This window comes from Pseudomonas crudilactis (assembly GCF_013433315.1).
Lineage (GTDB): Bacteria > Pseudomonadota > Gammaproteobacteria > Pseudomonadales > Pseudomonadaceae > Aquipseudomonas > Aquipseudomonas crudilactis.
Map to the genome: position 1 here is coordinate 153,848 of NZ_WXVV01000001.1, position 21,139 is coordinate 174,986.

Annotated in this window: 15 protein-coding genes; 4 read left to right on the plus strand and 11 right to left on the minus strand. The window is 59.0% G+C overall.

All coding sequences use genetic code 11. The features are described from left to right. Positions 1–17 precede the first annotated feature (17 nt). From GTU76_RS00675 to GTU76_RS00715, 9 genes are all read right to left on the minus strand, one after another. Positions 18–4,397, minus strand: coding sequence for a response regulator (locus tag GTU76_RS00675; protein ID WP_180697833.1), 4,380 nt, complete (start codon positions 4,395–4,397; stop codon positions 18–20). 43 nt (positions 4,398–4,440) lie between these two features. Next, complete coding sequence (locus tag GTU76_RS00680) at positions 4,441–5,598, minus strand: response regulator (RefSeq protein ID WP_175554357.1); 1,158 nt, start codon at positions 5,596–5,598, stop codon at positions 4,441–4,443. A 139-nt stretch (positions 5,599–5,737) separates the two neighbouring features. Beyond that, positions 5,738–6,226 carry a DUF2867 domain-containing protein gene (locus GTU76_RS00685; protein ID WP_180697834.1) on the minus strand — a complete coding sequence of 163 codons (489 nt, stop codon included), beginning with the start codon at positions 6,224–6,226 and terminating at the stop codon, positions 5,738–5,740. A 46-nt stretch (positions 6,227–6,272) separates the two neighbouring features. Then, positions 6,273–6,827, minus strand: coding sequence for a hypothetical protein (locus tag GTU76_RS00690; protein WP_180697835.1), 555 nt, complete (start codon positions 6,825–6,827; stop codon positions 6,273–6,275). A 131-nt stretch (positions 6,828–6,958) separates the two neighbouring features. Further along, a complete protein-coding gene (locus tag GTU76_RS00695; protein WP_180697836.1) occupies positions 6,959–8,305 on the minus strand; it encodes a glutamine synthetase family protein in 1,347 nt (448 codons plus the stop codon). A 21-nt stretch (positions 8,306–8,326) separates the two neighbouring features. After that, positions 8,327–8,884, minus strand: coding sequence for a helix-turn-helix domain-containing protein (locus GTU76_RS00700; protein WP_007913292.1), 558 nt, complete (start codon positions 8,882–8,884; stop codon positions 8,327–8,329). A gap of 25 nt (positions 8,885–8,909) precedes the next feature. Then, positions 8,910–10,199 (minus strand): NAD(P)/FAD-dependent oxidoreductase, encoded by a 1,290-nt coding sequence (locus GTU76_RS00705; RefSeq protein ID WP_180697837.1) that lies wholly within the window; start codon positions 10,197–10,199, stop codon positions 8,910–8,912. A 56-nt stretch (positions 10,200–10,255) separates the two neighbouring features. Continuing rightward, on the minus strand, positions 10,256–11,584 hold the full coding sequence (locus tag GTU76_RS00710) for an ATP-binding protein (protein ID WP_180697838.1): 1,329 nt from the start codon (positions 11,582–11,584) through the stop codon (positions 10,256–10,258). Then, the gene (locus GTU76_RS00715) at positions 11,581–12,303 is read right to left on the minus strand and encodes a response regulator (protein WP_016986619.1); all 723 of its coding nucleotides are present in this window, start codon (positions 12,301–12,303) and stop codon (positions 11,581–11,583) included. Before GTU76_RS00715 ends, GTU76_RS00710 begins: the two co-directional genes overlap by 4 nt. A 147-nt stretch (positions 12,304–12,450) precedes the next feature. On the opposite strand from GTU76_RS00715, the gene GTU76_RS00720 reads away from it, so the two are divergent. From GTU76_RS00720 to proP, 3 genes are all read left to right on the plus strand, one after another. Next, positions 12,451–12,768, plus strand: a complete 318-nt coding sequence (locus GTU76_RS00720; RefSeq protein WP_180697839.1) for a hypothetical protein — start codon at positions 12,451–12,453, stop codon at positions 12,766–12,768. Further along, positions 12,768–13,427, plus strand: coding sequence for a DUF3313 domain-containing protein (locus GTU76_RS00725; RefSeq protein ID WP_180697840.1), 660 nt, complete (start codon positions 12,768–12,770; stop codon positions 13,425–13,427). Before GTU76_RS00720 ends, GTU76_RS00725 begins: the two co-directional genes overlap by 1 nt. Before the next feature lie 150 nt (positions 13,428–13,577). Continuing rightward, the gene (gene proP / locus GTU76_RS00730) at positions 13,578–15,083 is read left to right on the plus strand and encodes a glycine betaine/L-proline transporter ProP (RefSeq protein ID WP_095118994.1); all 1,506 of its coding nucleotides are present in this window, start codon (positions 13,578–13,580) and stop codon (positions 15,081–15,083) included. 129 nt (positions 15,084–15,212) lie between these two features. On the opposite strand, the gene GTU76_RS00735 is transcribed toward proP, so the two are convergent. Both GTU76_RS00735 and GTU76_RS00740 read right to left on the minus strand, forming a co-directional pair. Beyond that, positions 15,213–18,584, minus strand: a complete 3,372-nt coding sequence (locus tag GTU76_RS00735) for an AAA domain-containing protein (RefSeq protein ID WP_180697841.1) — start codon at positions 18,582–18,584, stop codon at positions 15,213–15,215. A 305-nt stretch (positions 18,585–18,889) separates the two neighbouring features. Then, positions 18,890–19,495, minus strand: coding sequence for a TetR/AcrR family transcriptional regulator (locus tag GTU76_RS00740; RefSeq protein ID WP_180697842.1), 606 nt, complete (start codon positions 19,493–19,495; stop codon positions 18,890–18,892). A gap of 157 nt (positions 19,496–19,652) precedes the next feature. Between GTU76_RS00740 and GTU76_RS00745 the strand changes: the two genes are divergently transcribed. Beyond that, positions 19,653–21,035 carry an aspartate aminotransferase family protein gene (locus tag GTU76_RS00745; protein ID WP_180697843.1) on the plus strand — a complete coding sequence of 461 codons (1,383 nt, stop codon included), beginning with the start codon at positions 19,653–19,655 and terminating at the stop codon, positions 21,033–21,035. The last annotated feature ends 104 nt before the right edge of the window (positions 21,036–21,139 follow it).

Below are 21,139 nucleotides of genomic sequence, written 5' to 3' on the forward strand. Positions count from 1 at the left end.
CTACCTGCTCACCCGGTTCATTTATCCTGAAGAAGCTGCAAGGCGCGGTCAAAGTCGAACAGTTCCACCTGCGCCGCGACGAGTGTCAGACGCTCTGCCAACGCTCGATCGAGCGGCCTGTTGCGCAGTGCCGCCAGCACGTCCAAAGCCGCCGTATCACCTTCGTCCAAAAGAACAACAAGCCTGTTCAGTTGCTCGCTGATTGCCGATTCGTCCAGCAGCTCGTCATCCGTGGAGGCCGTTGTGTCCGCCTTAAGGTCGGCCAGAGACGCCAGGGTCGGGCGCAAGCAATGTTCGACCTGCGTCGCTAGCGCTTGCACTACCGTAGCCGGCTCGCCGTTCTGGCAGGCCTGCTCCAACAAAGTGCAAGCCTGTGCCACGGCCTTGGCGCCGAGGTTGCCGGCGGTGCCGCGCAAACTGTGCGCCAGCCGTCCGGCGGCAGCAGGGTCCGGATCGATTTGTGCGGCCTGGAATTGCTCGGCAAAGTCTGTCTGAGTATCGCGAAACTTGCAGAGCAAACGTAAATAGAGATCCCGCCGCCCCATGCAAGTGGCAAGGCCCGCCGCGAGGTCGATGCCCTCAAGATGCTCGGGCAAGCCATCGGCGAAACCTGCGTTCAGCGGTGTTTGAGCGGCTCTTGGCTTGATCCATTTTGCCAATGTGGCGAACATCGTTTCGACGTTGAGTGGCTTGGAAATATGGTCGTTCATGCCGCATTCGAGCGCGCGCTCGCGGTCACCGTCCATGGCATTGGCGGTCATGGCGATCACCGGAAGCGTGCTGAAGCGCGGTTGCTGGCGAATGTGCCGGGTGGCCGTGTAGCCATCCATCACCGGCATCTGGCAATCCATCAGCACGCCATCGAAGTCGCCATCCTCGCCGAGAATATCCAAGGCCTCCTGGCCGTGCGTGGCGAGTCGCAAGCGTATTCCGACGCTCTCCAGCAGCTCGCTGGCCAGTTCCTGATTCAGCTCGTTATCTTCGACCAGAAGCAGCCGCGCGCCATTGAGACTGGCGACGGTACTGGCATTGTGTTGGGAGCGTTCGCCAGCCCGAGTGTCGCTGTGTGTGTCTCTGCCCAGCACGACACCGATTGCTTCGAGCAACGATGACGGCGTGACGGGTTTGGTCAGTACCACCGGCAACTGGATGCCTTGGCGTTCGGCTTCTTCGCGGGCTTCTTCGCGGCCAAAAGCCGTCACCATGATGACCGATGGCGTGCGCAGCAGACTGGCGGAATGCATTCTGCTCACGGTTTCCATGCCATCCATGCCGGGCATCCGCCAGTCCATCAAGACCAGATCGTAAGGCAGGACCTTGTGCTCGGCGTCGGCCAACATGCGCAGCGCCAGACTACCGCTCTGCGCGACATCCACTTCCAGGCCAAAGCTGCGTGCCATGCCCGAGAGAATTTCACGGGCACTGGTGTTGTCATCCACGACAAGCACGCGCATGCCCAACAGTTCGCCAGCCTTGAACATACGACGCGGCAGAACATTTTGCTGTACGCCGAGTTGTACCTGGAAGTGGAACGTGGAGCCGACTCCCGGCTCGCTCTCGACCCAGATTCGGCCGGCCATCAGCTCCACCAGTTTCTTGGAAATAGATAATCCCAAACCGGTGCCACCATATTTGCGGGTGATTGAAGTGTCCGCCTGACTGAACGACTGGAACAGGCGTGAACACTGCTCGACGGTCATGCCGATGCCCGTGTCGCGCACCCAGAAATGCAGCTCCACGCTGTCCGTGTGCGCCTCCACTTCTTCCAGACCGACGACGATCTCGCCGTGCTCGGTGAACTTGGCCGCGTTGTTGCCGAGGTTGATCAGCACCTGCCCCAGCCGCAAGGGATCGCCCAGCAGTGCCGTGGGCAGGCCGGGCGGGATCTGGAACAACAACTCGAGGCCCTTGTCCTCGGTCTTCAGGCCAATCATGGCAGCGAAGCTGTCGAGTACGTCTTCGAGGCGGAACGGCACCTGTTCGAGGTTCATCCTGCCGGCCTCGATCTTGGAGAAGTCGAGGATGTCGTTGATGATCCCCAACAGGTTCTCCGCCGAGCGGTGGACCTTTTCAATGTAGTTGCGCTGGCGTTTGTCCAGTTCAGTACGCAGTGCCAGGTGGCTCATACCGATGATGGCGTTCATCGGCGTACGGATTTCATGGCTCATGTTGGCGAGGAACTCGCTCTTGGCCTGCGTGGCTTCTTCGGCCGCAGCCCTTGCCTCTGCCAGTGCGGTGACGTCGATATTGATGCCGGTTGCGCGCAATGGTTTGCCGTCAGGCGTGCGTGAGAAGCGGTTCAGCGACCGCAGCGTGCGCACCCTTCCATCGTTCTTGCGGACGATCCGGAAGTCGAACTCGACGCGGTCATTGCCACTCTGGATGGCGCTCTCGAACGCGCTGCTGACCCGTGCCACGTCCTCGGGATGCATCAGCGCCTTCCAGTGCGCCAACGTGCCACCGAATGCGCCAGGCTCAAGTCCGAACAGGGTTTCGAGCTGGGGCGTCCAATAATTTGTGCCGCTGACCAGATCGACGTCGAACAGCCCGATGTCACCGGACTCCTGTGCCAGGTTCAGGCGATCGCTGGCGGTTCGCAGCCGGGCTTCCATTGCGCGGCGATCACTCACGTCGCGCACCGAGGCACACACGCAGACACCACGACCCTCCAGACGCGGTAGATGAGAAAGGCCTATTTCCACAGAGAACAGACTGCCGTCTTTGCGTACCCCGCTCAGATCGTCAAGATCGCCGCCCATCTGCCGGGTTCCGCCGCTGGCAATGAAGCCGTCGCGTAACTTGACATGGCGCTCGCGGGCAGCCTGCGGTACCAGACGCTCGATGCTGGCGCCGATCAGCTCGCCGGGGGCGTAGCCAAACAAGGTGTCCATTTGCGGGTTGGTCATCAGGATGCGACCGTCGGCCCCCAGCACCAGCATGCCGTCCGGTGCTGCCTCGATGATGCCGCGATACCAGGCCTCGGTGGCGCGCAGTGCTGCCTGCTGGGCCTCCAGCTCTCTGGCCTGGTGTTCCAGTTGCAAGGTTTGCGCGCCCATTTCGTCAGCCTGGCGTCGAGTTTCCTGCAGCAGCGCCTGGGCTGCCTCGCTGCGTTCCATAATGGCCATCGCACCGGCCAGCCTGGGCAGGACTTCTTGCAACAGCAGCACCTCGTTCTCCTCCAGTGAGCGAAAGCCTGCCATTTCCACAACCCCGAGCAGGCGCTCGCCACGCAGCACCGGCTGCACCAGCAGATGGCTGGCGGCAACTGCGCCCAACTGCGCGCGCACATGCCAGAACGATTCGGGCAGATCCTCAAGCTGGCGGGGCTGGCGATCCAGTGCGCACTGGCCAAGCAATCCCTCACCGAGTTCAAGCTCGGCGGGCAATGGGTGCTCACTGTCCACCGCATAACCGCCGACCAGTCTCAGGCGTGATGCGCCTTCATAGAGCACGTAAAGCGCCCCCTGGCACATGCCCAAACGGGGCGCGATGCGGCTGAAAAAAGCCTGAGCCAATTGTTGCGGCGTCTCGGCCTGTTGCAGATCGACTTGCAGGAGCGAGGCGTGAGCTTTCACCCAACGCTGGCGTTCAAGTTGACAAGCCTCCACCTGCAGCGTGGCAATGGCGCGCGCCAGATCGCCGGTTTCGTTGCGCAGGTCGGTATGCGGGATCTGGCCGTCCAGCTTGCCCGACGCCAATTCATCCACGGCAACGCGTACGCGGTTCAGCGGCACGCGAATGGAATAACTGACCAGCCAGGTCAACAGCAAAGCCAGCGTCGAACCACCCAGCAACAAGATGTACGTAATCGTAGTGCTACGCTCTGCGTACTCAGCCAGGTTCTTCGCTGTATCGTGGATGTCGGTTTCCTTGTTTTTCTCGATCTGGGAGAGCAGCCCGTCACCGCCCTGCTCCAGCGCAAGAAAATCCTTGCTGTTGAGCAACATCAAGGCCTGGCCCAAGGACCCCTTGCCGGCGAACGCCAACGCTTCATCGCCATCTTTTTGCAGACGCTGTAATACCCGTTCGAATTCCAGCAGGCTGCTGATGCTGCTCTGTCGGCGCAGTGTTGGACGAACCTGCTCCAGCGCTTGATGGAGTCGCGCCTGGGCGACATCCATCTGGGCTCTGGCGCTGATACGGATGTCGGCGTTGTTGGTTGCGATTGCACGTTGCATGGCGAGCAACAGATGCGGCAATTGCACCCGGACTTCCTGCACATGCTGGATACCCACCAGATCCTGTTGGTACAACTGCTGCATTTCATTTTTGAGCGAATACTGGGTGCGCAGGCTTTGCACGCCCAATATCAGGATCAATATCAGCAGCGCAGCGAAGCCGATGATCAATTTACTGCGCAGGGACAGGCGCTCGAGCATCTCGAACAGTCTGTTCATAAACGGCCTCTTTCAACTGGATGTGCTAACTGATACGCGGGGCTCAGGGACGGTCGGCAATCTGCTCAAGCAGGGCTAACTGCCTGGCCATGTCCTGGTCGCTGTCGGCGAAGCGCTCGGCAATTTCGCGAAACTGTTCGGCATTGGCCAGAAACGCGTCACAGATGTCCGGATCAAAATGCGAGCCGCGGCCTTCGCGGATGATCTTCACCGCCTGCTCGTGGGGCATGCCGGGCTTGTACACGCGTCGGCTGATCAGCGCGTCGTAGACATCCGCCACGGCCATCAACCGGGCGCTGATCGGGATGTCATCGGTGGCCACGCCTTGCGGATAGCCACTGCCATCCCATTTTTCCTGATGGCCGTAGGCAATTTCCTTGGCCAAATGAAGGAAGTCGACGTTTATACCTAATTGATCCTCGGCGTGCTGGATGGCGTCGCGCCCCAAGGTGGTGTGGGTCTTCATGATCTCGAACTCTTCGGCGGTGAGACGTCCCGGTTTGAGCAGGATGCGATCAGGAATGCCAATCTTGCCGATATCGTGCAGCGGTGCCGATTTGAAGAGCAGCTTGATGGTGTCCTCGTCGAGAAAGTCCCGGAAGCGCGGGTGATTGCGCAACAGTTCAGCCAGACGTTTGATGTAGTGCTGGGTGCGGCGAATGTGGTTGCCGGTTTCGTTGTCACGGGTTTCGGCCAGCGAGGCCATGGCGTGGATCGTGACATCCTGGATGGCGATCACCTCGCGGGTACGCCGTTGCACTTCCTGCTCCAGAAAATCGTTCTGATTGCGCAGAAAATCGGCAACGGCCTTGAGCTTGATCTGAGTCTCGACCCTGGCCATAAGCACCGGAGGGATAATCGGCTTGGTGATGTAATCCGCAGCGCCCAGGCTCAAGCCGCGAATCTCGTCCTCCGTAGCGGTCATCGAGGTCAGGAAAATGATCGGAATATGGCGAATGCGGGCATCAAGCTTGAGCTGTTCGGCAACGTCATAACCGGACAGGCCCGGCATCATGATGTCCAGCAGGATCAGATCGGGAAGCGGGTCGGCCTGAAGAAGGCGCAGGGCTTTTTCGCCGCTGTTGGCGGCCTTGACCCGATATTTGTCCTTGAGCAACTCGGCGATCAGCATCAGGTTATCGGGGGTATCGTCGACTACCAGAACGGTAGCTGATGGGTAAACGCCGCGAGTGCTGTCCATGGTTGTTGGCTCCCTTGCCAGACAATTAAGGAGTCGGCGTGCTTGCACCAATCTCTTGCTGGCAAGCGTAGCTAGAAAAGCTGCAATCGCTAGGTGGAGACTGGTCGATAGCGGCCCCTCCCGACGCTGGCGTCGACAATCACGTTTCGGCGGCGCCTGTCTCGCGTTTCAGACGCTCGAGGTCCCTATTGACCAGCAGCTTATGGACCAACCCAACCGGCAACATGTAGAGGCGCCCAAAGACGTTATGCGTTACGACAGACGATGTGATTGTGAACACACGATCTGTTATCGAAAGACAAATCATGACATCCAGGTGCCGGTCTCTCACGCTCAGAATGAGCAGGTCGGGGGCGCTATGCTCCACCAGAAAAAAATCCAGCTTTTCGCCAGCCTGTACGGTTTCTCGCCGGGCACCGGAGAACCCACCGATGCGCTCCACACCGAATAACGAAGAAATTGCATCCCTCGTTCGAAACGCCAGCCGCATGCACAGTCCCGGCTTGGCCCGCATGAAGTTCCAGGCATCAACAGTGGTGATTTCAACAGGCAGCAGCACCGTTCTGCTGTGATAGTAATCAAGATCGGGCAATGCACTCAGGGTTTGAGCAGGTGATGGGGTGGTCAAACGTGATTCCTTTCAGTGATCAGACATTTCAATTCGACGTTTAGATTTATTTACGGAAAAATGTATAGCCAATGATGTAAGAGCCAAGTTCATTAGTGTGCGCAGTCACCCACACAGCATATATACCGCGCCCAATTTGCTCATTCAGCTCTTTTTTGTTTGTACAGAGTTCAATCCTCCGATGGGTGTTCGGATCGTTGATCCATAGACCTGCCTCGCAGTATTTGGACGGCCCCCGATAGGTAACCTCATACTCAGACTCATAACTAACAACTTCACCAGGCAACAGGTAGACGCTGACATCATAAATGTTTAAAGAGCAAATCAAGCCCACGCTAAAGCCGCCCAAGAACGACTCTATAGCGCTTTTTGTCGCTTTGCCGGCGCGGATTGCCAGCCCCGCAAAAACAACCCCAAAAAGAGTACCAATCAGCAGGTATGTCGTTAACTCGGGAATTTCCGGCATTAAAATGGTTCGTGCTGAAATGCCAACGGCCCAGAACAAATAGCTAAACCACGCCCCCGCAAGCAAAAACACAGCAGTTGCAATAGCTCGTTCCTTCAGTTTTTTCTTTGTTGAGCCTGTCTTTGTGTTTTGCATGCTTTTTTCACTAAATACTTGGGTGGTTTGTTAAGCGCGTCTTTGAAATTATCTGTGGTTTCCAGGGCGCAATCTCCCTTGATCCGATCAAGCTGTCGTGAGTTTATTACATTCAAAACCTACCCTCGCCCTCACAAATACCACCGATACTCCCGAGCACTGATCTCCTGCATAAACGCCAAATGATCCTGACGTTTATTCTCGCAATACACATCGACAAACTCAGCACCCAGCCCCTCGCGCAACTGCGGCTGATGCTGCATCGCGCGCACGGCCTCGAACATCTCCTTGGGAAAATCAATCCCGCTGCTGCGATCTTCATTCAGCGGCGCAATGGGCTCCTTGCCCGATTCCAGCCCATGCTCCAGCCCCACCAGAATCGCCGCCAACACCAGATACGGATTGGCATCCGCCCCGGCCAAGCGATATTCAACCCGAAGATTCTTCACGTCCGACTCCGGAATCCGCAAGCACGCATCGCGGTCTTCAAAACCCCAACTGGCCTTGGTCGCGGTGTTCACCGTACCGCCCAAACGGCGCATCGCATTCTGGTTCGGCGCGAAGATCGGCATGCTGTGCGGCAGCAATTCCAGGCACCCGGCGACTGCATGGCGTAGCGGCTGCTGCTCATTCGCGGCCAGCAGATTATTGCCCGCCGAATCGTAGAGGCTGACATGCACATGCATGCCACTGCCCGGATGCTGCAAGTACGGCTTGGCCATGAAGCTGGCGCGGTAGCCGTGTTTAAGCGCAACGCCGCGCGTGCTGCGGCAGAACAACGCGGCCCAATCCGCCGCACGCAAGCCGTCGTCTAGATGGCCGAAGTTGATTTCAAACTGGCCGGGGCCGAGTTCAGCGGTAATCACGGTGGCGTCGATGCCCTGCGCCCGCGTCGCTTCGACCATTTCATCCAGCACCGGCGCGAAGCGTGAGAGCCGCTCGATGTGCAGGTTTGGTTTATCATCGGCATCGTCGGTCAGGTCGTCGCGGGGGAATTGCGGCAGACCGTCGCGCAGTTTTTTGTCGAACAGATAAAACTCCAGCTCGAACGCCACCACCGGATGAATGCCTTTGCGCGCCAGACGCTTAAGCACCTGGGCGAGGACTTCACGCGGTTCGAACTCGATCGGTTTTTCAGTGCCGTCCGAGGTGATCAGCATCTGCCCCAGCGGCTGCGCCTCCCAGGTGACCGGTTTCAACGTGCCCGGCACGAGACGGCGCACGGCATCCGGGTCGCCGTCGTTGAAGCAGTAATCGCCGATAGGGAACAAGCCACCCTGCACGCCCAACAGTACGCAATTCTGCGGCAGCTTCAGTACGCTGCCGGCGGCGACCTTTTCGAGCATGTCGATTGGATAACGCTTGCCATAGAAGTGCCCGGGAATGTCCAGGCAAATCAGGTCGACATAACGCACCTCGGGGTAGCGTTGGCGAAAGGCACGCACTTCGGCGAGCAGGTCAGCGCAGACAGCGTCCATCGTGTTCATCCTTTGTTGTGATCAGGTGTAGACCCAGAGCACGCGAGTCAGCTGCTCGGTGAGGTTGCCGTAACGGCAGCGGGTGTGACTGTCGAATTGAAAGCTGTCGCCGGCCTTCAACGTGGTCGGTTCTTCGTCGTCGCCCAGCCACAGCGTCAGTTCGCCTTCGAGGACGTAACCGCCCTGCTCCGAGCTGTCGGTCAGATGGCGATCGCCGCTGCTCGCGCCTGCTTCGAGATGACTTTCGAGCATCGAGAACGAGGCGCGAATCTGCGGCGAAACCAGAATGTCGGTGATGCCGTTGGCGTAGTACAACGTGCGGCGCTCATCCGGCCGCGTCACCCACGGCAGCTCTTTGGGCTTGGGCAGGCTGTAGAAATAGGTGGTCGGCACGCCGAAGGTTTCGCTGATCGCGGTCAGGTCCGCCACGGTGGGCCGCGACAAGCCGCGCTCGACCTGCGAAAGGAAGCCCACCGAACGGCCGATCTTGTCGGCCAGTTCCTTGAGGGTCCACTTCTTGTGCTTGCGCAGGTCATGGATGAGGATCGCCAGCGCGGCGATTTCTTCTTGCTTGTTCATGGACGCGATTCCGAAAAAAGTCTCATCAAATGCTGTCACGCAGTCGATACCAGGCCTTGCCGATGGCTTCCAGTGGTGCCGCGAAATGCTTGCCACCGGGAAATCGGCCATTGTTCAGGCCCTGGTACAACGCCAATTCATCGCGATCGCCGAGAATCGCATCGGACACCGCGCGCGCGGCGGCCAGTGTCGGCAACACACCGTGCCCCGAATAGCCTTGCAGCCAATAACGATTGCCCTCGCCTCCAACATCAGGCGTGCGCTTCATGGTCAGATCGATATGTCCGCCCCAGGCAAACTCGATGCCGACGCCCTTGAGCTGCGGGAATACCCGTTCGAGAAACGGCCGGGTCGCCGCCGCGATGTCCTTGGGCATGCCACCGAGATACGTGCAGCCGCCGCCAAACAACAAACGGTTATCCGGTGTGCGCCGAAAGTAGTCGAGGACGAACTGGTTGTCGGTCACGCAGACATTGCGCGGCAACAGCGCCGTGGCCTGCTCAGGCGTCAGCGGTGCAGTGGACACCTGGTAAGTGCCCACCGGCAGAATGCAGCTGGACAGCTGCGGGTCGAGTTCATCGAGATAAGCGTTGCACGCCAGCACCAGCACATCGGCGCGCACTGAACCGCGCTCGGTGTTGACCCGGAATCCACCGCCCTGCTCCTGATAACTCAGCGCTTTGCTTTGCTCGTGGATACGCCCGCCGGCCCGCTCGATGGCGGCCGCCAGGCCCAAGGCCAGTTTCAGAGGATTGAGGTGCGCGCCCTCAGGGTCGTACAACCCGCCCTGATAGCGGTCGGTGGCCACCCATTCCGGCAGTTGTTCACGAGGAATGAACTGCAACACATCGTGGCCCCACTTGTGGCTAGCTTCGTGTTGCCATTCGCGGAGCAGACTGACCCGGCGTGGCATCACCGATGTCCACAGGTGCCCGGGGCGATAATCGATGTCGAAGCCGTGACGATCCGGTAATTCACGCAATTCCCCAGCAGCCCAGCGCATACCGTCCCACAAGCGTTTCGCCCGCTCCTGACCCAGCGCAGCTTCCAGCGGCGGCATATCACACGACCAGCCGAGAATCGCTTGCCCGCCATTACGCCCCGAGGCCGCCCACGCCACGCGACTGGCCTCCAGCACGATCACACGTTTGCCCGCCAAGGCCAGACGCAGCGCCGTGTGCAGACCACTGAAACCGGCGCCGATGATCACCACGTCGGCGTCATGTTCGCCTTCCAGCGCCGGCCGATCGCGCAGAATATCGGCGCAACTGTGGGCGTAATAGCTGTCGACGTGCTGGCTGGATTGCAGAAACATTCGCGGCCTCATGAAATTATCTTTTTATAATTTCATGAAAATCTACAGAAGAAATTTCACACAGGCAACTCGACCTTCGCGATCAACCCTCCGCTCTTGCGATTGCTCAGCGTCAATTCACCGCCCTGCTCACGGACGATGGCTCGCGCTGCGGAAAGACCCAGACCCACACCGCCGGTGTCACGATTGCGCGAAGCCTCCAGGCGAAAGAACGGATCGAAGACCTGCTCCAACGCTGCCTCGGGAATCCCGGGGCCTTCGTCGCTGACTTCGATGCAGATCGAATACTCGTCACGCCGCAACGCAATGCCCGGACACTGCGCATACTTCAGCGCATTCTCCAGCAGATTGACGATCACCCGCTTGATCCCCAGCGGTCGCCCCTCGTACACCAGATGCGCCGGGCCATCGAAATCGACATTGATGTGCTGATCACGATAATCGTCGACGATGGTTTGCAGCAGCTCCGACAGGTCGAATGCAGTGGTTTGTTCGCGATGGGTGTCTTCGCGGAAGAACGCCAGCGCGGCATTGATCATCGACTGCATTTCTTCAACGTCGCGAATCAGTTTGCCCTGATGATCGAGGTCTTCCATGAACTCGCTGCGCAGGCGCATGCGCGTCAGCGGCGCACGTAAATCATGAGAGATCGACGCCAGCATGTGCGTGCGCTCGGCGATGAAATGCTGGATCTGCGCCTGCATGGTATTGAACGCGATGATCGCCTGACGGATTTCGTCGGGGCCTTCGAGCTTGATCGGCGGCGCGCGCAGATCGGTGCCGAAACGTCTGGCGGCCCGCGTGAAACGTTGCAACGGATTGGCCAGTTGCCGGGTGGCGACCCAAGCGACGAGCAATGTGGCAATCAGTCCCAACGCGATGACGATCGCGATACGCACGCCGAATTCCAGGCCCCAGCTGCGCTCCGGCGGGATAAATGACAACCAGCTGCCATCGACCAATTGCACGACGGCGGCGTAATGCGCCTGGGGACTGCCGTTCGGCCAGTCGCCTGGGCTGAACACCTCGATTTTTCGATCTTTGCTCAACAGTTGCTGCAGCACCGGCACCCTGCTCGCTGGCAGGCGAAGGCCGTCGCTGGGCAGATCGAAATCCGCGCGCTGCGCTTGCCACGACACCTGCAGCATGGCGCTGCTCGCCGCAGCAGCCAGTTGCGGGCGCAGGTTGGCCGGGGCTGCTTCGATCACCCGCGAGGTCGCGGCGATCTGCTCGAGCAGGCCGGTGCGTTCAATCGGTGGTCGCGCCCAGATCCCGGCGACTTGTACGAACAGCGCATTCAATGCCAGCGAAGCGACCATCGCCGCCACAATGGTCAGGGCGATGTGCCGACGCAGTGTATCGGCGCGCCACAGTCGGCGGATCACGAGCGGCTGACCTTGGCGGTGAACAGATAACCGCCGTTGCGCACGGTACGGATCAGGTCCGGGCGCTTGCTGTCGGGTTCGATCTTGCGCCGCAGGCGGCTGACTTGCACATCGATGCTGCGGTCGAAGGCGTCATGACCGTGGCCGTGAGTCAGGTCGATCAGTTGTTCTCGCGTCAGAATGCGTTGCGGATGATCGAGGAACACCACGAGCAAATCGAACTCGCCGCCGGACAGCGGAATCATCACGTTTTCCGGCGAGCGCAACTCGCGACAGGTGATGTCCAGATGCCAACCGGCGAAGCCGATCACCGGCCGCGAAGGCTCAACCGGATTGCGTTGTTCAGCGGCGCGACGCTGCAAGGCGCGCACCCGGGCGAGCAACTCCTGCGGGGCGAACGGCTTGGTCAGGTAGTCGTCCGCGCCCAGTTCCAGGCCGACGATGCGATCACTCAACTCGGCCATGGCCGTGAGCATGATGATCGGAATGCCCAACTGCGCGCGCACCTTCTGGCACAGGCTCAGGCCGCTTTCGCCGGGCATCATCACATCAAGAATGATCGTATCCGGGCGGTTCTGCGCGATTGCCGCCCACATGGCTTCGCCGTGGGGCGCCACGTCGACTTCATAGGCGTGCTGCACGAAGAACTTCTTCAGCAGCGCGAGAATTTCCACGTCGTCGTCGACGAACAGCAGTCTGCTCACAGTTACAGAATCCATGCACCAAAAAAAGCCAATCTAAAGCCATTTCGCCGCCCGGGTCATTTATTTCAATCGAGCAACATTTCTACGCGCCAGACATCAAGCGGACATTCTCTGGCAAAACCGCGCGGGCATTCTGCGGCCATTCCAATCCAGGGGGTTCGCATGAAGCTATTGAACGACAACCATTGCGCCGAGGGGCACAGCAGCAATCGTCCCTTGATCCTCAGCCAGCGCACTGCCGCGCTCGGCCCTGATACGCCGATTGTGTTTCAGGAGTCGTGCCTGAACGTGACCGCCGATCAGAGCCGCATCGTCCTGCGCCGCTACTTCGAGCAGTTCAGCCCGACCAATGCGCACTGGGTCGAATACGTCCACAGCATTGCCGCCGCCGACCTCATCCAATGGATCATGAGCCACGGCCAGTTGCACATCGAGTGTTCGGACAGCATCACCACGCAGCCTCACAAGGAAACCCGTTAATGACCCGCACACGTTCGCTGTCGCTGGCCGTCGCCGCCACCCTGACCCTGTCGGCCTGCAGCAGTAAAAAGGTCGAGCACAGCGGCTTTCTGCATGACTACAGCGTGTTGGCCGAACGCCAGTCGCCGTCCGGCAAGCCGGTGTTGGCGTGGGTCAGCCCGGCCCTCGCCCGGGGCCGATACACGCAGGTTTATCTGGCGCCAAGCCAGTTTTACCCGAGTGCCGAGCCGACGCCGCGGATTCCGCTGAGCACGCTGTCCGGCGTCACTGACTACTACGACGCGGCGCTGCGGCTGGAACTGGGCAAGGTAATGCTTCTGGTCAACCAACCTGGGCCGAACACCTTGGTGGTGCGCCCCGCCATCACCCAAATGGCGACCAGCACTCAGGGTTTGCGCTTTTATGAGTGGCTGCCCGTCACCCTCGTCGCGGCCGGTGTCAGCACGGCCACCGGCATCCGTGATCAGGACAGTGAAGTCGCCACCGAGGTGTCGTTCGAGGACGGTTCGACCGGAGAAGTGATTGCCGAAGTGGTGCGTAAAGGCACCGGGGTGCCGTTGGAGAACGACAAGCAGGTGCTGACTGCCGATGACGTCAAAGTCGTGCTGGATGGCTGGGCCAGCGACCTCGGCAAATCTTACGCAACCCTGCGCCGGTAGCGGCAGCTCCTAGGGAAATCAGGGTTCGCAGGGAAAAAAAGCGCCGAGCAGTGAATTATTTCGTGTCCTCATGTATCTGAGCCAAAGAGTACGCGCCATCAAAAAGATGGCATCTACGCGGCACGATGGATCAGCAAAGAGAAGACCCGGATGAAATCACGCAAGAAAACCGTCAAGCCGATCGGCCTGAACGACATCACCATTGTCGACGACGCCAAGATGCGCAAGGCGATCACCGCTGCCGCGCTGGGCAACGCCATGGAATGGTTCGACTTTGGTGTCTATGGCTTCGTCGCCTATGTGCTCGGCAAAGTGTTCTTTCCCGGCGCCGACCCCGGCACACAGATGATCGCCGCGCTGGCGACGTTCTCGGTGCCCTTCCTGATCCGGCCGCTGGGCGGCTTGTTCTTCGGCGCACTGGGCGACAAGTACGGACGACAGAAAGTCCTCGCCGCGACCATCGTGATCATGTCGCTGAGCACCTTCGCCATCGGCCTGATTCCGTCCTATGCCTCGATCGGCATCTGGGCGCCGATCCTGCTGTTGCTGGCGAAAATGGCCCAAGGCTTCTCGGTGGGCGGTGAATACACCGGTGCGTCGATCTTCGTCGCCGAATATGCACCGGATCGCAAACGCGGGTTCCTCGGCAGTTGGCTGGATTTCGGCTCGATTGCCGGTTTTGTCCTCGGTGCCGGTGTGGTGGTGCTGATCTCGACGACGCTGGGCGAAGCGAAGTTCGAGGAATGGGGCTGGCGGCTGCCGTTCTTCCTCGCGTTGCCGCTGGGCATGATCGGCCTCTATTTGCGCCACGCACTGGAAGAAACTCCGGCGTTCCAGCAGCACGTCGAAAAGCTTGAGCAAGGCGATCGCGAAGGCCTCGCCGGTGGCCCGAAAGTCTCTTTCAAGGAGGTCGCGACCAAGCATTGGCGCAGCCTGATGACCTGCATCGGCGTGGTGGCGGTGACCAACGTCACCTACTACATGCTGCTCACCTATATGCCGAGTTACCTGTCGCACAACCTGCACTACAGCGAAAACCGTGGTGTGCTGATCATCATCGCGATCATGGTTGGCATGCTCTTCGTGCAGCCGGCAATCGGTTTCATCAGCGACAAGATTGGCCGCAAACCTTTTATCGTCGTCGGCAGCATCGGTTTGTTCATTCTGGCGATCCCGGCGTTCATGCTGATCAACAGCGGCAAGATCGGTTTGATCTTCGCCGGCCTGCTGATGCTGGCCGTGCTGCTGAACTTCTTTATCGGCGTCATGGCCTCCACCCTGCCGGCGATGTTCCCCACGCACATTCGCTACAGCGCGCTGGCGGCTGCTTTCAACGTTTCGGTATTGATTGCCGGCCTGACCCCGACCGTGGTCGCCTGGCTGGTCGAGAGCACCAACAATCTTTACATGCCGGCGTATTACCTGATGGTCATCGCCGTGGTCGGTCTGGTCACCGGGGTGACGATGAAGGAAACCGCGAACAAGCCGTTGCGTGGCGCAGCCCCGGCGGCCTCTGACCTCGAAGAAGCCAAGGAGCTGCTGCAAGAACACCACGACAACATCGAGCAGAAGATCGAAGACATCGATGCTGAAATTGCCGAACTGGAGGAGAAGCGCAAGTTGCTGGTGCAGCAGCATCCGCGGATCAAAGAGTGACGTTGTCCGCCTGAACAGCGGTCATGCCTGCGCCCACACGCTAGGTTCGGCTGCGGTCTTGGCAGGCGCGACAGTCACCACTGGAGCTCCTGCCGGACAACGACGGCAATGCTGGGGCAAGCCTGTATTTCAGGCCTGACCCAGTCTTTGTTTCAAAGCACTTATCAGCGCTGGATCACGCAACTCGACACTGGTTTCACGACGCAACGCCAATGATCGGTGGGTGGTCGTCGCGCAGTATTGATAGTAGCTGTGCGACAGCCAGTTCCAGCTCCCCACCGTTGCCACCTGATCATCCACCAGGAGGATTTTCTCGTGGGTTCCCTCCGGTAAACGCACGACAGATTCGGCGCCCAGTTCACGCTGATACGCAATGATCAGACCGGCGTCGCCATCATCGGCATTTTTCTGTCCCAGCCCGTCATAGCCGTAATAAACAGTGACCTTGATCCCGCGTTCCTGGGCGGTGCGCAGCAGTTTGAGCGGCGGGTGATTGCGGTTGATGCCCTGGCGAATCCAGGGCACCACCACCGTGAAGGAGCGCTGAGACGCCGATAGCAATGTGTCGAATGCACTGATGTGATCACAGTCGAAATGATGCTTCACGCCGTTGGCATTAACGCTCGCATAGGTTGGGCTCTGGTGTTCCATGCTGACAAAGAAGGAGGCCGAGCAAACTTCTGCCATTTTCTTCAGCGACTTCCCGGCAGCCAGCAGACGCTGCTGGTTGCCGACCACGATAAATTGCTGTTTTGCCCTCGATACGGCGACATTCAGCAGATTGGGTTTGCCGTTTTGAAAGTTGTCCCGGTCAGTGCGCTGAAAAATAACCGGCGAGTAAATGATGACTTCAAAACCTACGCCCTGGAACTGATGGACAGATCCGATCTTGAGCGCCTGACTTTGTTTCATTCGCTGACCGTAGGCTTTGATCAGCAGGTTTTTCTGGTTGGAATACGGCGTGATGATCCCGACATCTTTGGTCAGGTCGTAGCCGGCCGCTTCCAGTTTGTCCAATAACAGCCCGATGGCCTCGACTTCATCCTGATTGGTGTTGGGCATCGCGCCTCTGCGGCCCTGTACACCATAAAACATGAGGTTGAAGCCGCCCATGCTGTCACAAGCGGCGCCAATACGCGCTTCAGGGGCGCTGGTGCAAACCTGTACACCCCGATAGCCGGCGATCTGCATGAACAGATCGGCAATGGCGGGCTGACACCGTCTGTGTTCATCCAGAACGATACCGTTGCCCATATCGGTTACAGCGCCACTCAATGTGCCAGCGGCGCGATGATAAGCGGTGACCAGCATCGGTGAGACCGCCTCGTACAGGGTGTTATCGGCGAAATAGTGCGCCTTGAGTTTGTCCGCCGTGGCTTTACCCAATCCGCGAATCGGCTCGATTTGCATCGGGTCACCGACCACGATCGCCCGTTGGCTGCGGGCCAATAGCGGCACCAGCGATTCCGCCGAAATCATCCCGGCCTCATCTACCAGACTGAGCGCGTACGGAGCAAACCCGTTCAGATCGCCCAGTTTGTATCCGGCCAGTTTCTGCACCGAGGCCAATGTCGAGGCCATCACCGGATAGGCAAGACTGACCAGTCGATAGAACTCGTCAAGTTTGTCCTTCCATTTGTAGAAACCGCTGTCGAGTTGCCCGTTCAACAGGTTGCACCACAAGGGCAATACCTGGGCGAGAGCGGCTTTTTGCCGAAGCAGTTCTTGCCATAGGTAGTCGACGGCGGATTCGAATATTTCCCGCTGTTGCGCAATAAAGCGTTTGCGCAGCACTTCCACCCAATCCCCTTCAGGGAACTCGCTGTGCAAATCATGATGAGCCTTGTTGTAGCTGGCCCAATCGCGGGTTCGCTGAACAAGTTGCTCGATGGCCATGACCAGTGCTTTGATTTGCTCTTCGTGCGCGGTATCGGGCAGCCCCAACCGCAAAATATCCAGGGTTTCTTGCGTCGTACTGAGTTGATACAGCGCCCTGCGATTGCGCGCCAACTCGGCGAACTGGACATCGCTCAGGCTCGCTAACTGGTAGCGAGAGAACTCATCCGAAAATGACCTTTGCAGATGACTGCGCGCACGCGTGTATTTGCTTCGTTGTATCCAGGCCAGCAAGGGCGCAAACCATCCTGTCGGATAGTCGGCGTAGTGATGTTCAAGCGTCTCGCTGAGCGTACTGGCGAGCCATTCCTCATAGGCAGTTTCGGCGAACGGAGCATCAATCAGCCTGCTGTAGTGTCGAGACAAGCATTCCATCGCCTGAGCATGCCGGTTTTTGTGTGTCGCGACCTCGCCGAGGGCATGTTTGCACTGCGCCGAGAGGACGCTTAACTCCGCAGGTTGCTCGCGCGCGGCGAGCATTTTCAGCGCGATGCCCTTCTCGACCACCTCACGCTTGAGTGTTTCCAGGCGCGCCTGGAACACTTCGGGTGAAGGGGCGGCCAATGCCGCTGTCGCCTGATCAAGGGTTCGAGTCAGAACGAGGAAGCGAGCGAAAACCCCGTCGATCAGCTGTCGGATTGCTGTTATCCGGGTGGCAAGCGAACCCTGTCGGGTTTTGTCGTACGTCTGCTCATTCAATTGCACCAGCAGTGCATTGACGCGCTCGACTTCGTCAGTGATTTGATTCTTGTCACCGCCGAGGAAATACAACCATTTGAGGTCTTTGAGAGACGGGTCATCGCGAAAATCATCGATGACATTCTCGACGGCTTTCTTGGCAGTGGAGGTCACCACCAATCCCAGGTTGCAGTCTGCGCCACCGATACAGGCCAACGCCCGCTCGACAAGCTGGCTGGCGATCAGCGATTTGAACAGGGTGGTTTTGCCAGTGCCCGGTGCGCCTTGCACCGCCACCAGCGGCGCACCGCTGGAGACCTGTGTCAGCGTGGCCATCTGGCCTCGCCCCAACGGATATTTGCGTTCGAAAAGGCCGTAGGGGAAACGTGTGAATTCAAGCGTCGTTGCAGTGGTGAGCGTGCGCTGCAGAATATATTGCTGGAGCAGCGAGGGTGTTCGGACGTCCGGCCGCTCAAGCAGGATCTTGTAGTCCTTGAGCTGCTCCCTGGAGTTGAAGTCGGTATTCACCTCAGGACAGACCAGCGCAGTAATGTGCTTTTCCAGAAAAATGTCGGAAAGATCGGCGCGATCAGGTTTCAAACCGGCAAGTCGATGATTGACCCAAGCCAGAAAGGTTCGAAACACACTGACAAAGTCCTCGCCCTGTTTGCCGGAACAGGCGGCGGCGAGGCTCATCATGTGGCGCTCGGCCCCCAGTTCCTCGATGTCGATGTCGAGGTACTGGCGGAACGCTGCAATATTGGGAACGACTTCAGCGCCTTTCTTCACCGGTACGCACAGATGCAACGCCGGTGTCGACAGGCAATGGTCCGGGACTGAGTAGCGAAACAGCGGCACGAAGAATGATTTGAAACCTTCGATCACTCGCAACAGCGGAAAGCCGATCTGCAGCGGTTCAGTCTGCAACCGTCCCTCTTCGTCCCTTTTTGCAAACCGAACCCTCAAGGCCTCCGATTGCACACTGGACAGCGAGATGAAGAACCCGCTGGCATCTTCCTCAATGTCTTTGCCTTGGAGTCTGATCTCCTGCTCATGCTCCACATCCTGAATCCTGCTTTTAGCGAGCCCGGTCGCCTCGACAAAAGCACACCAACCGCGAAGTACATCCTTGTCTTGCTGATTGCCTTGCATTGACTCATCCAAATTGAAGCAGAAAAAAATCAGCGGTCATTCTACGGCAATGGCTTATTGATAGCACCTCTGCCCCTTTCTCAACTCACCAACATGCCGTGACACAGCAGACTCAACACACTGCGCATGTGCAGCGCATGCGCTTCCCTGTCCGGCATCGCTTCAGTGGCCAAGCGAATGAACGCCACATTCGCATACTGGTTGAACAACGTCGCCGCGACATCGATATCGATTGATTCGCGGATCTTGCCGACGCGCTGAAAATGTTCCAGCAAGGCCTTGGTTTCCTCGATCACCGCGGCGTTCCACGGGTCCAGCGCCCGAGCCAGTTCACCGGTGAACAGAAACGGCGCCAGTTCACGCCACAGCGAAGCTGGCATCGCTTGCAACTGGTAATGGGTCATCAGGCCTTCGAACTCGCACAAGGCTTCCAGTGGATCGCTGTCGTCATCCAGATTGGCCCGCGCCTCGCGCATGGCCTGCTCGTCCGGTTGCTTGAGCAGCGCCAGGAGAATCTCCTGCTTGCCGCCGAAGTAATTGACTACCGTCGGCGCGGACACGCCGGCCTGCACGGCGATCTGGTCCAGCGTTGTCGCAGCGAAGCCATTGGTTTTGAACAGCTCCAGCGCCGCCGCAGCGATCACTTCCCTGCGCTGTTCCTTCTGCCGCTCTCTGAGTCCGCTCATGTTGCCTCTGATGATCCTTGCCAATGGCCCTCAGCCTACGGAGATCTTTTTTCACCGACAAATATTTTCTTTACAAAAATATTTTTAGATGACAAAACTTCATCCATGCAGCGCTGCTACGAACGCACTCACTTGCCCTTTTCTCTGGAGATCCGCCATGTCCGCCGAATTCGATTCGTCACGCACTACCAGCGATTACCAAGCCTCTGACGCCGCGCACCACATCCATGCGTTCGTCGATCAAAAGGCCCTCAACGAGGAAGGCCCGAGGGTGATAGTCAGCGGCGATCGTCTGGCTTTGTGGGACAACGACGGCAAGCGTTATCTGGATGGCATGTCCGGCCTCTGGTGCACAAACCTCGGCTACGGGCGCAAGGATCTGGCCGCCGCCGCGACCGCGCAGCTGGAACAATTGCCCTACTACAACATGTTCTTCCACACCACTCACCCGGCGGTGATCGAACTGTCCGAGCTGCTCTTCAGCCTGCTGCCCAGGCACTACAGCCACGCGATCTACACCAACTCCGGCTCCGAAGCCAACGAAGTGCTGATCCGTACCGTGCGCAAGTTCTGGCAGGTAATGGGCAAGCCCGAGAAGAAAATCATGATCGGCCGCTGGAACGGCTACCACGGTTCGACCCTGGCCGCGACGGCGTTGGGCGGGATGAAATTCATGCACGAAATGGGCGGCACCATTCCTGATGTGGCGCACATTGATGAGCCGTACTGGTTCGCCCACGAAGGCAATCTCAGCCCGGAAGAATTTGGCCTGGAAGCCGCGCGGCAACTGGAAGACAAGATTCTCGAACTGGGCGCCGACAAGGTCGCCGCGTTCGTCGCCGAACCTTTCCAGGGCGCGGGCGGGATGATCATTCCGCCGGCGACGTACTGGCCGGAAATCCAGCGCATCTGCCGCAAATATGACGTGCTGCTGTGTGCGGACGAAGTGATTGGCGGTTTCGGCCGCACCGGTGAATGGTTCGCGCATCAGGCGTTCGGCTTTGAGCCGGACACGCTGTCGATCGCCAAGGGCTTGACCTCGGGTTACATCCCTATGGGTGGCTTGATTCTGTCGCGGCGCATGGCCGAGGCGTTGGTAGAAAAAGGTGGCGTGTTTGCCCACGGCCTGACCTATTCCGGGCACCCGGTGGCGGCTGCCGTGGCGATTGCCAACCTAAAGGCCTTGCGCGATGAAGGCGTGGTGACTCAGGTGAAAACCGACACCGGCCCGTATCTGCAAAACTGCCTGCGCGAAGTGTTTGGCAATCACCCGTTGGTGGGGGAGATTCAGGGCGTTGGCCTGGTGGCGGCGTTGCAGTTTGCTGAAGACAAGGCCAGCCGCAAGCGCTTTGCCAACGAAAACGATATTGCCTGGCGCTGCCGCACGATTGGCTTTGAGGAAGGGTTGATTATTCGGTCGACATTGGGGCGGATGATCATGGCCCCGGCGCTGGTGGCCACGCGCACGGAGCTGGATGAGCTGATCGACAAGACGCGGATTGCGGTGGATCGGACGGCGCGGGAGTACGGGATGCTGTGATCGGCTGAAGGAATATGGCGGCCGGACTACCGCTATCGCGAGCAGGCTCACTCCTACATTTGGAATGCGTTCCCCTGTAGGAGTGAGCCTGCTCGCGATGGCGT

Excerpts from the sequence above, each read along its gene's own strand:
- GTU76_RS00675 (WP_180697833.1), bottom strand. The coding sequence starts at position 4,397 with ATGAACAGACTGTTCGAGATGCTCGAGCGCCTGTCCCTGCGCAGTAAA.
- GTU76_RS00680 (WP_175554357.1), bottom strand. The coding sequence starts at position 5,598 with ATGGACAGCACTCGCGGCGTTTACCCATCAGCTACCGTTCTGGTAGTC.
- GTU76_RS00690 (WP_180697835.1), bottom strand. The coding sequence starts at position 6,827 with ATGCAAAACACAAAGACAGGCTCAACAAAGAAAAAACTGAAGGAACGA.
- GTU76_RS00695 (WP_180697836.1), bottom strand. The coding sequence starts at position 8,305 with ATGGACGCTGTCTGCGCTGACCTGCTCGCCGAAGTGCGTGCCTTTCGC.
- GTU76_RS00700 (WP_007913292.1), bottom strand. The coding sequence starts at position 8,884 with ATGAACAAGCAAGAAGAAATCGCCGCGCTGGCGATCCTCATCCATGAC.
- GTU76_RS00705 (WP_180697837.1), bottom strand. The coding sequence starts at position 10,199 with ATGTTTCTGCAATCCAGCCAGCACGTCGACAGCTATTACGCCCACAGT.
- GTU76_RS00715 (WP_016986619.1), bottom strand. The coding sequence starts at position 12,303 with ATGGATTCTGTAACTGTGAGCAGACTGCTGTTCGTCGACGACGACGTG.
- GTU76_RS00720 (WP_180697839.1), top strand. The coding sequence starts at position 12,451 with ATGAAGCTATTGAACGACAACCATTGCGCCGAGGGGCACAGCAGCAAT.
- GTU76_RS00725 (WP_180697840.1), top strand. The coding sequence starts at position 12,768 with ATGACCCGCACACGTTCGCTGTCGCTGGCCGTCGCCGCCACCCTGACC.
- proP (WP_095118994.1), top strand. The coding sequence starts at position 13,578 with ATGAAATCACGCAAGAAAACCGTCAAGCCGATCGGCCTGAACGACATC.
- GTU76_RS00740 (WP_180697842.1), bottom strand. The coding sequence starts at position 19,495 with ATGAGCGGACTCAGAGAGCGGCAGAAGGAACAGCGCAGGGAAGTGATC.
- GTU76_RS00745 (WP_180697843.1), top strand. The coding sequence starts at position 19,653 with ATGTCCGCCGAATTCGATTCGTCACGCACTACCAGCGATTACCAAGCC.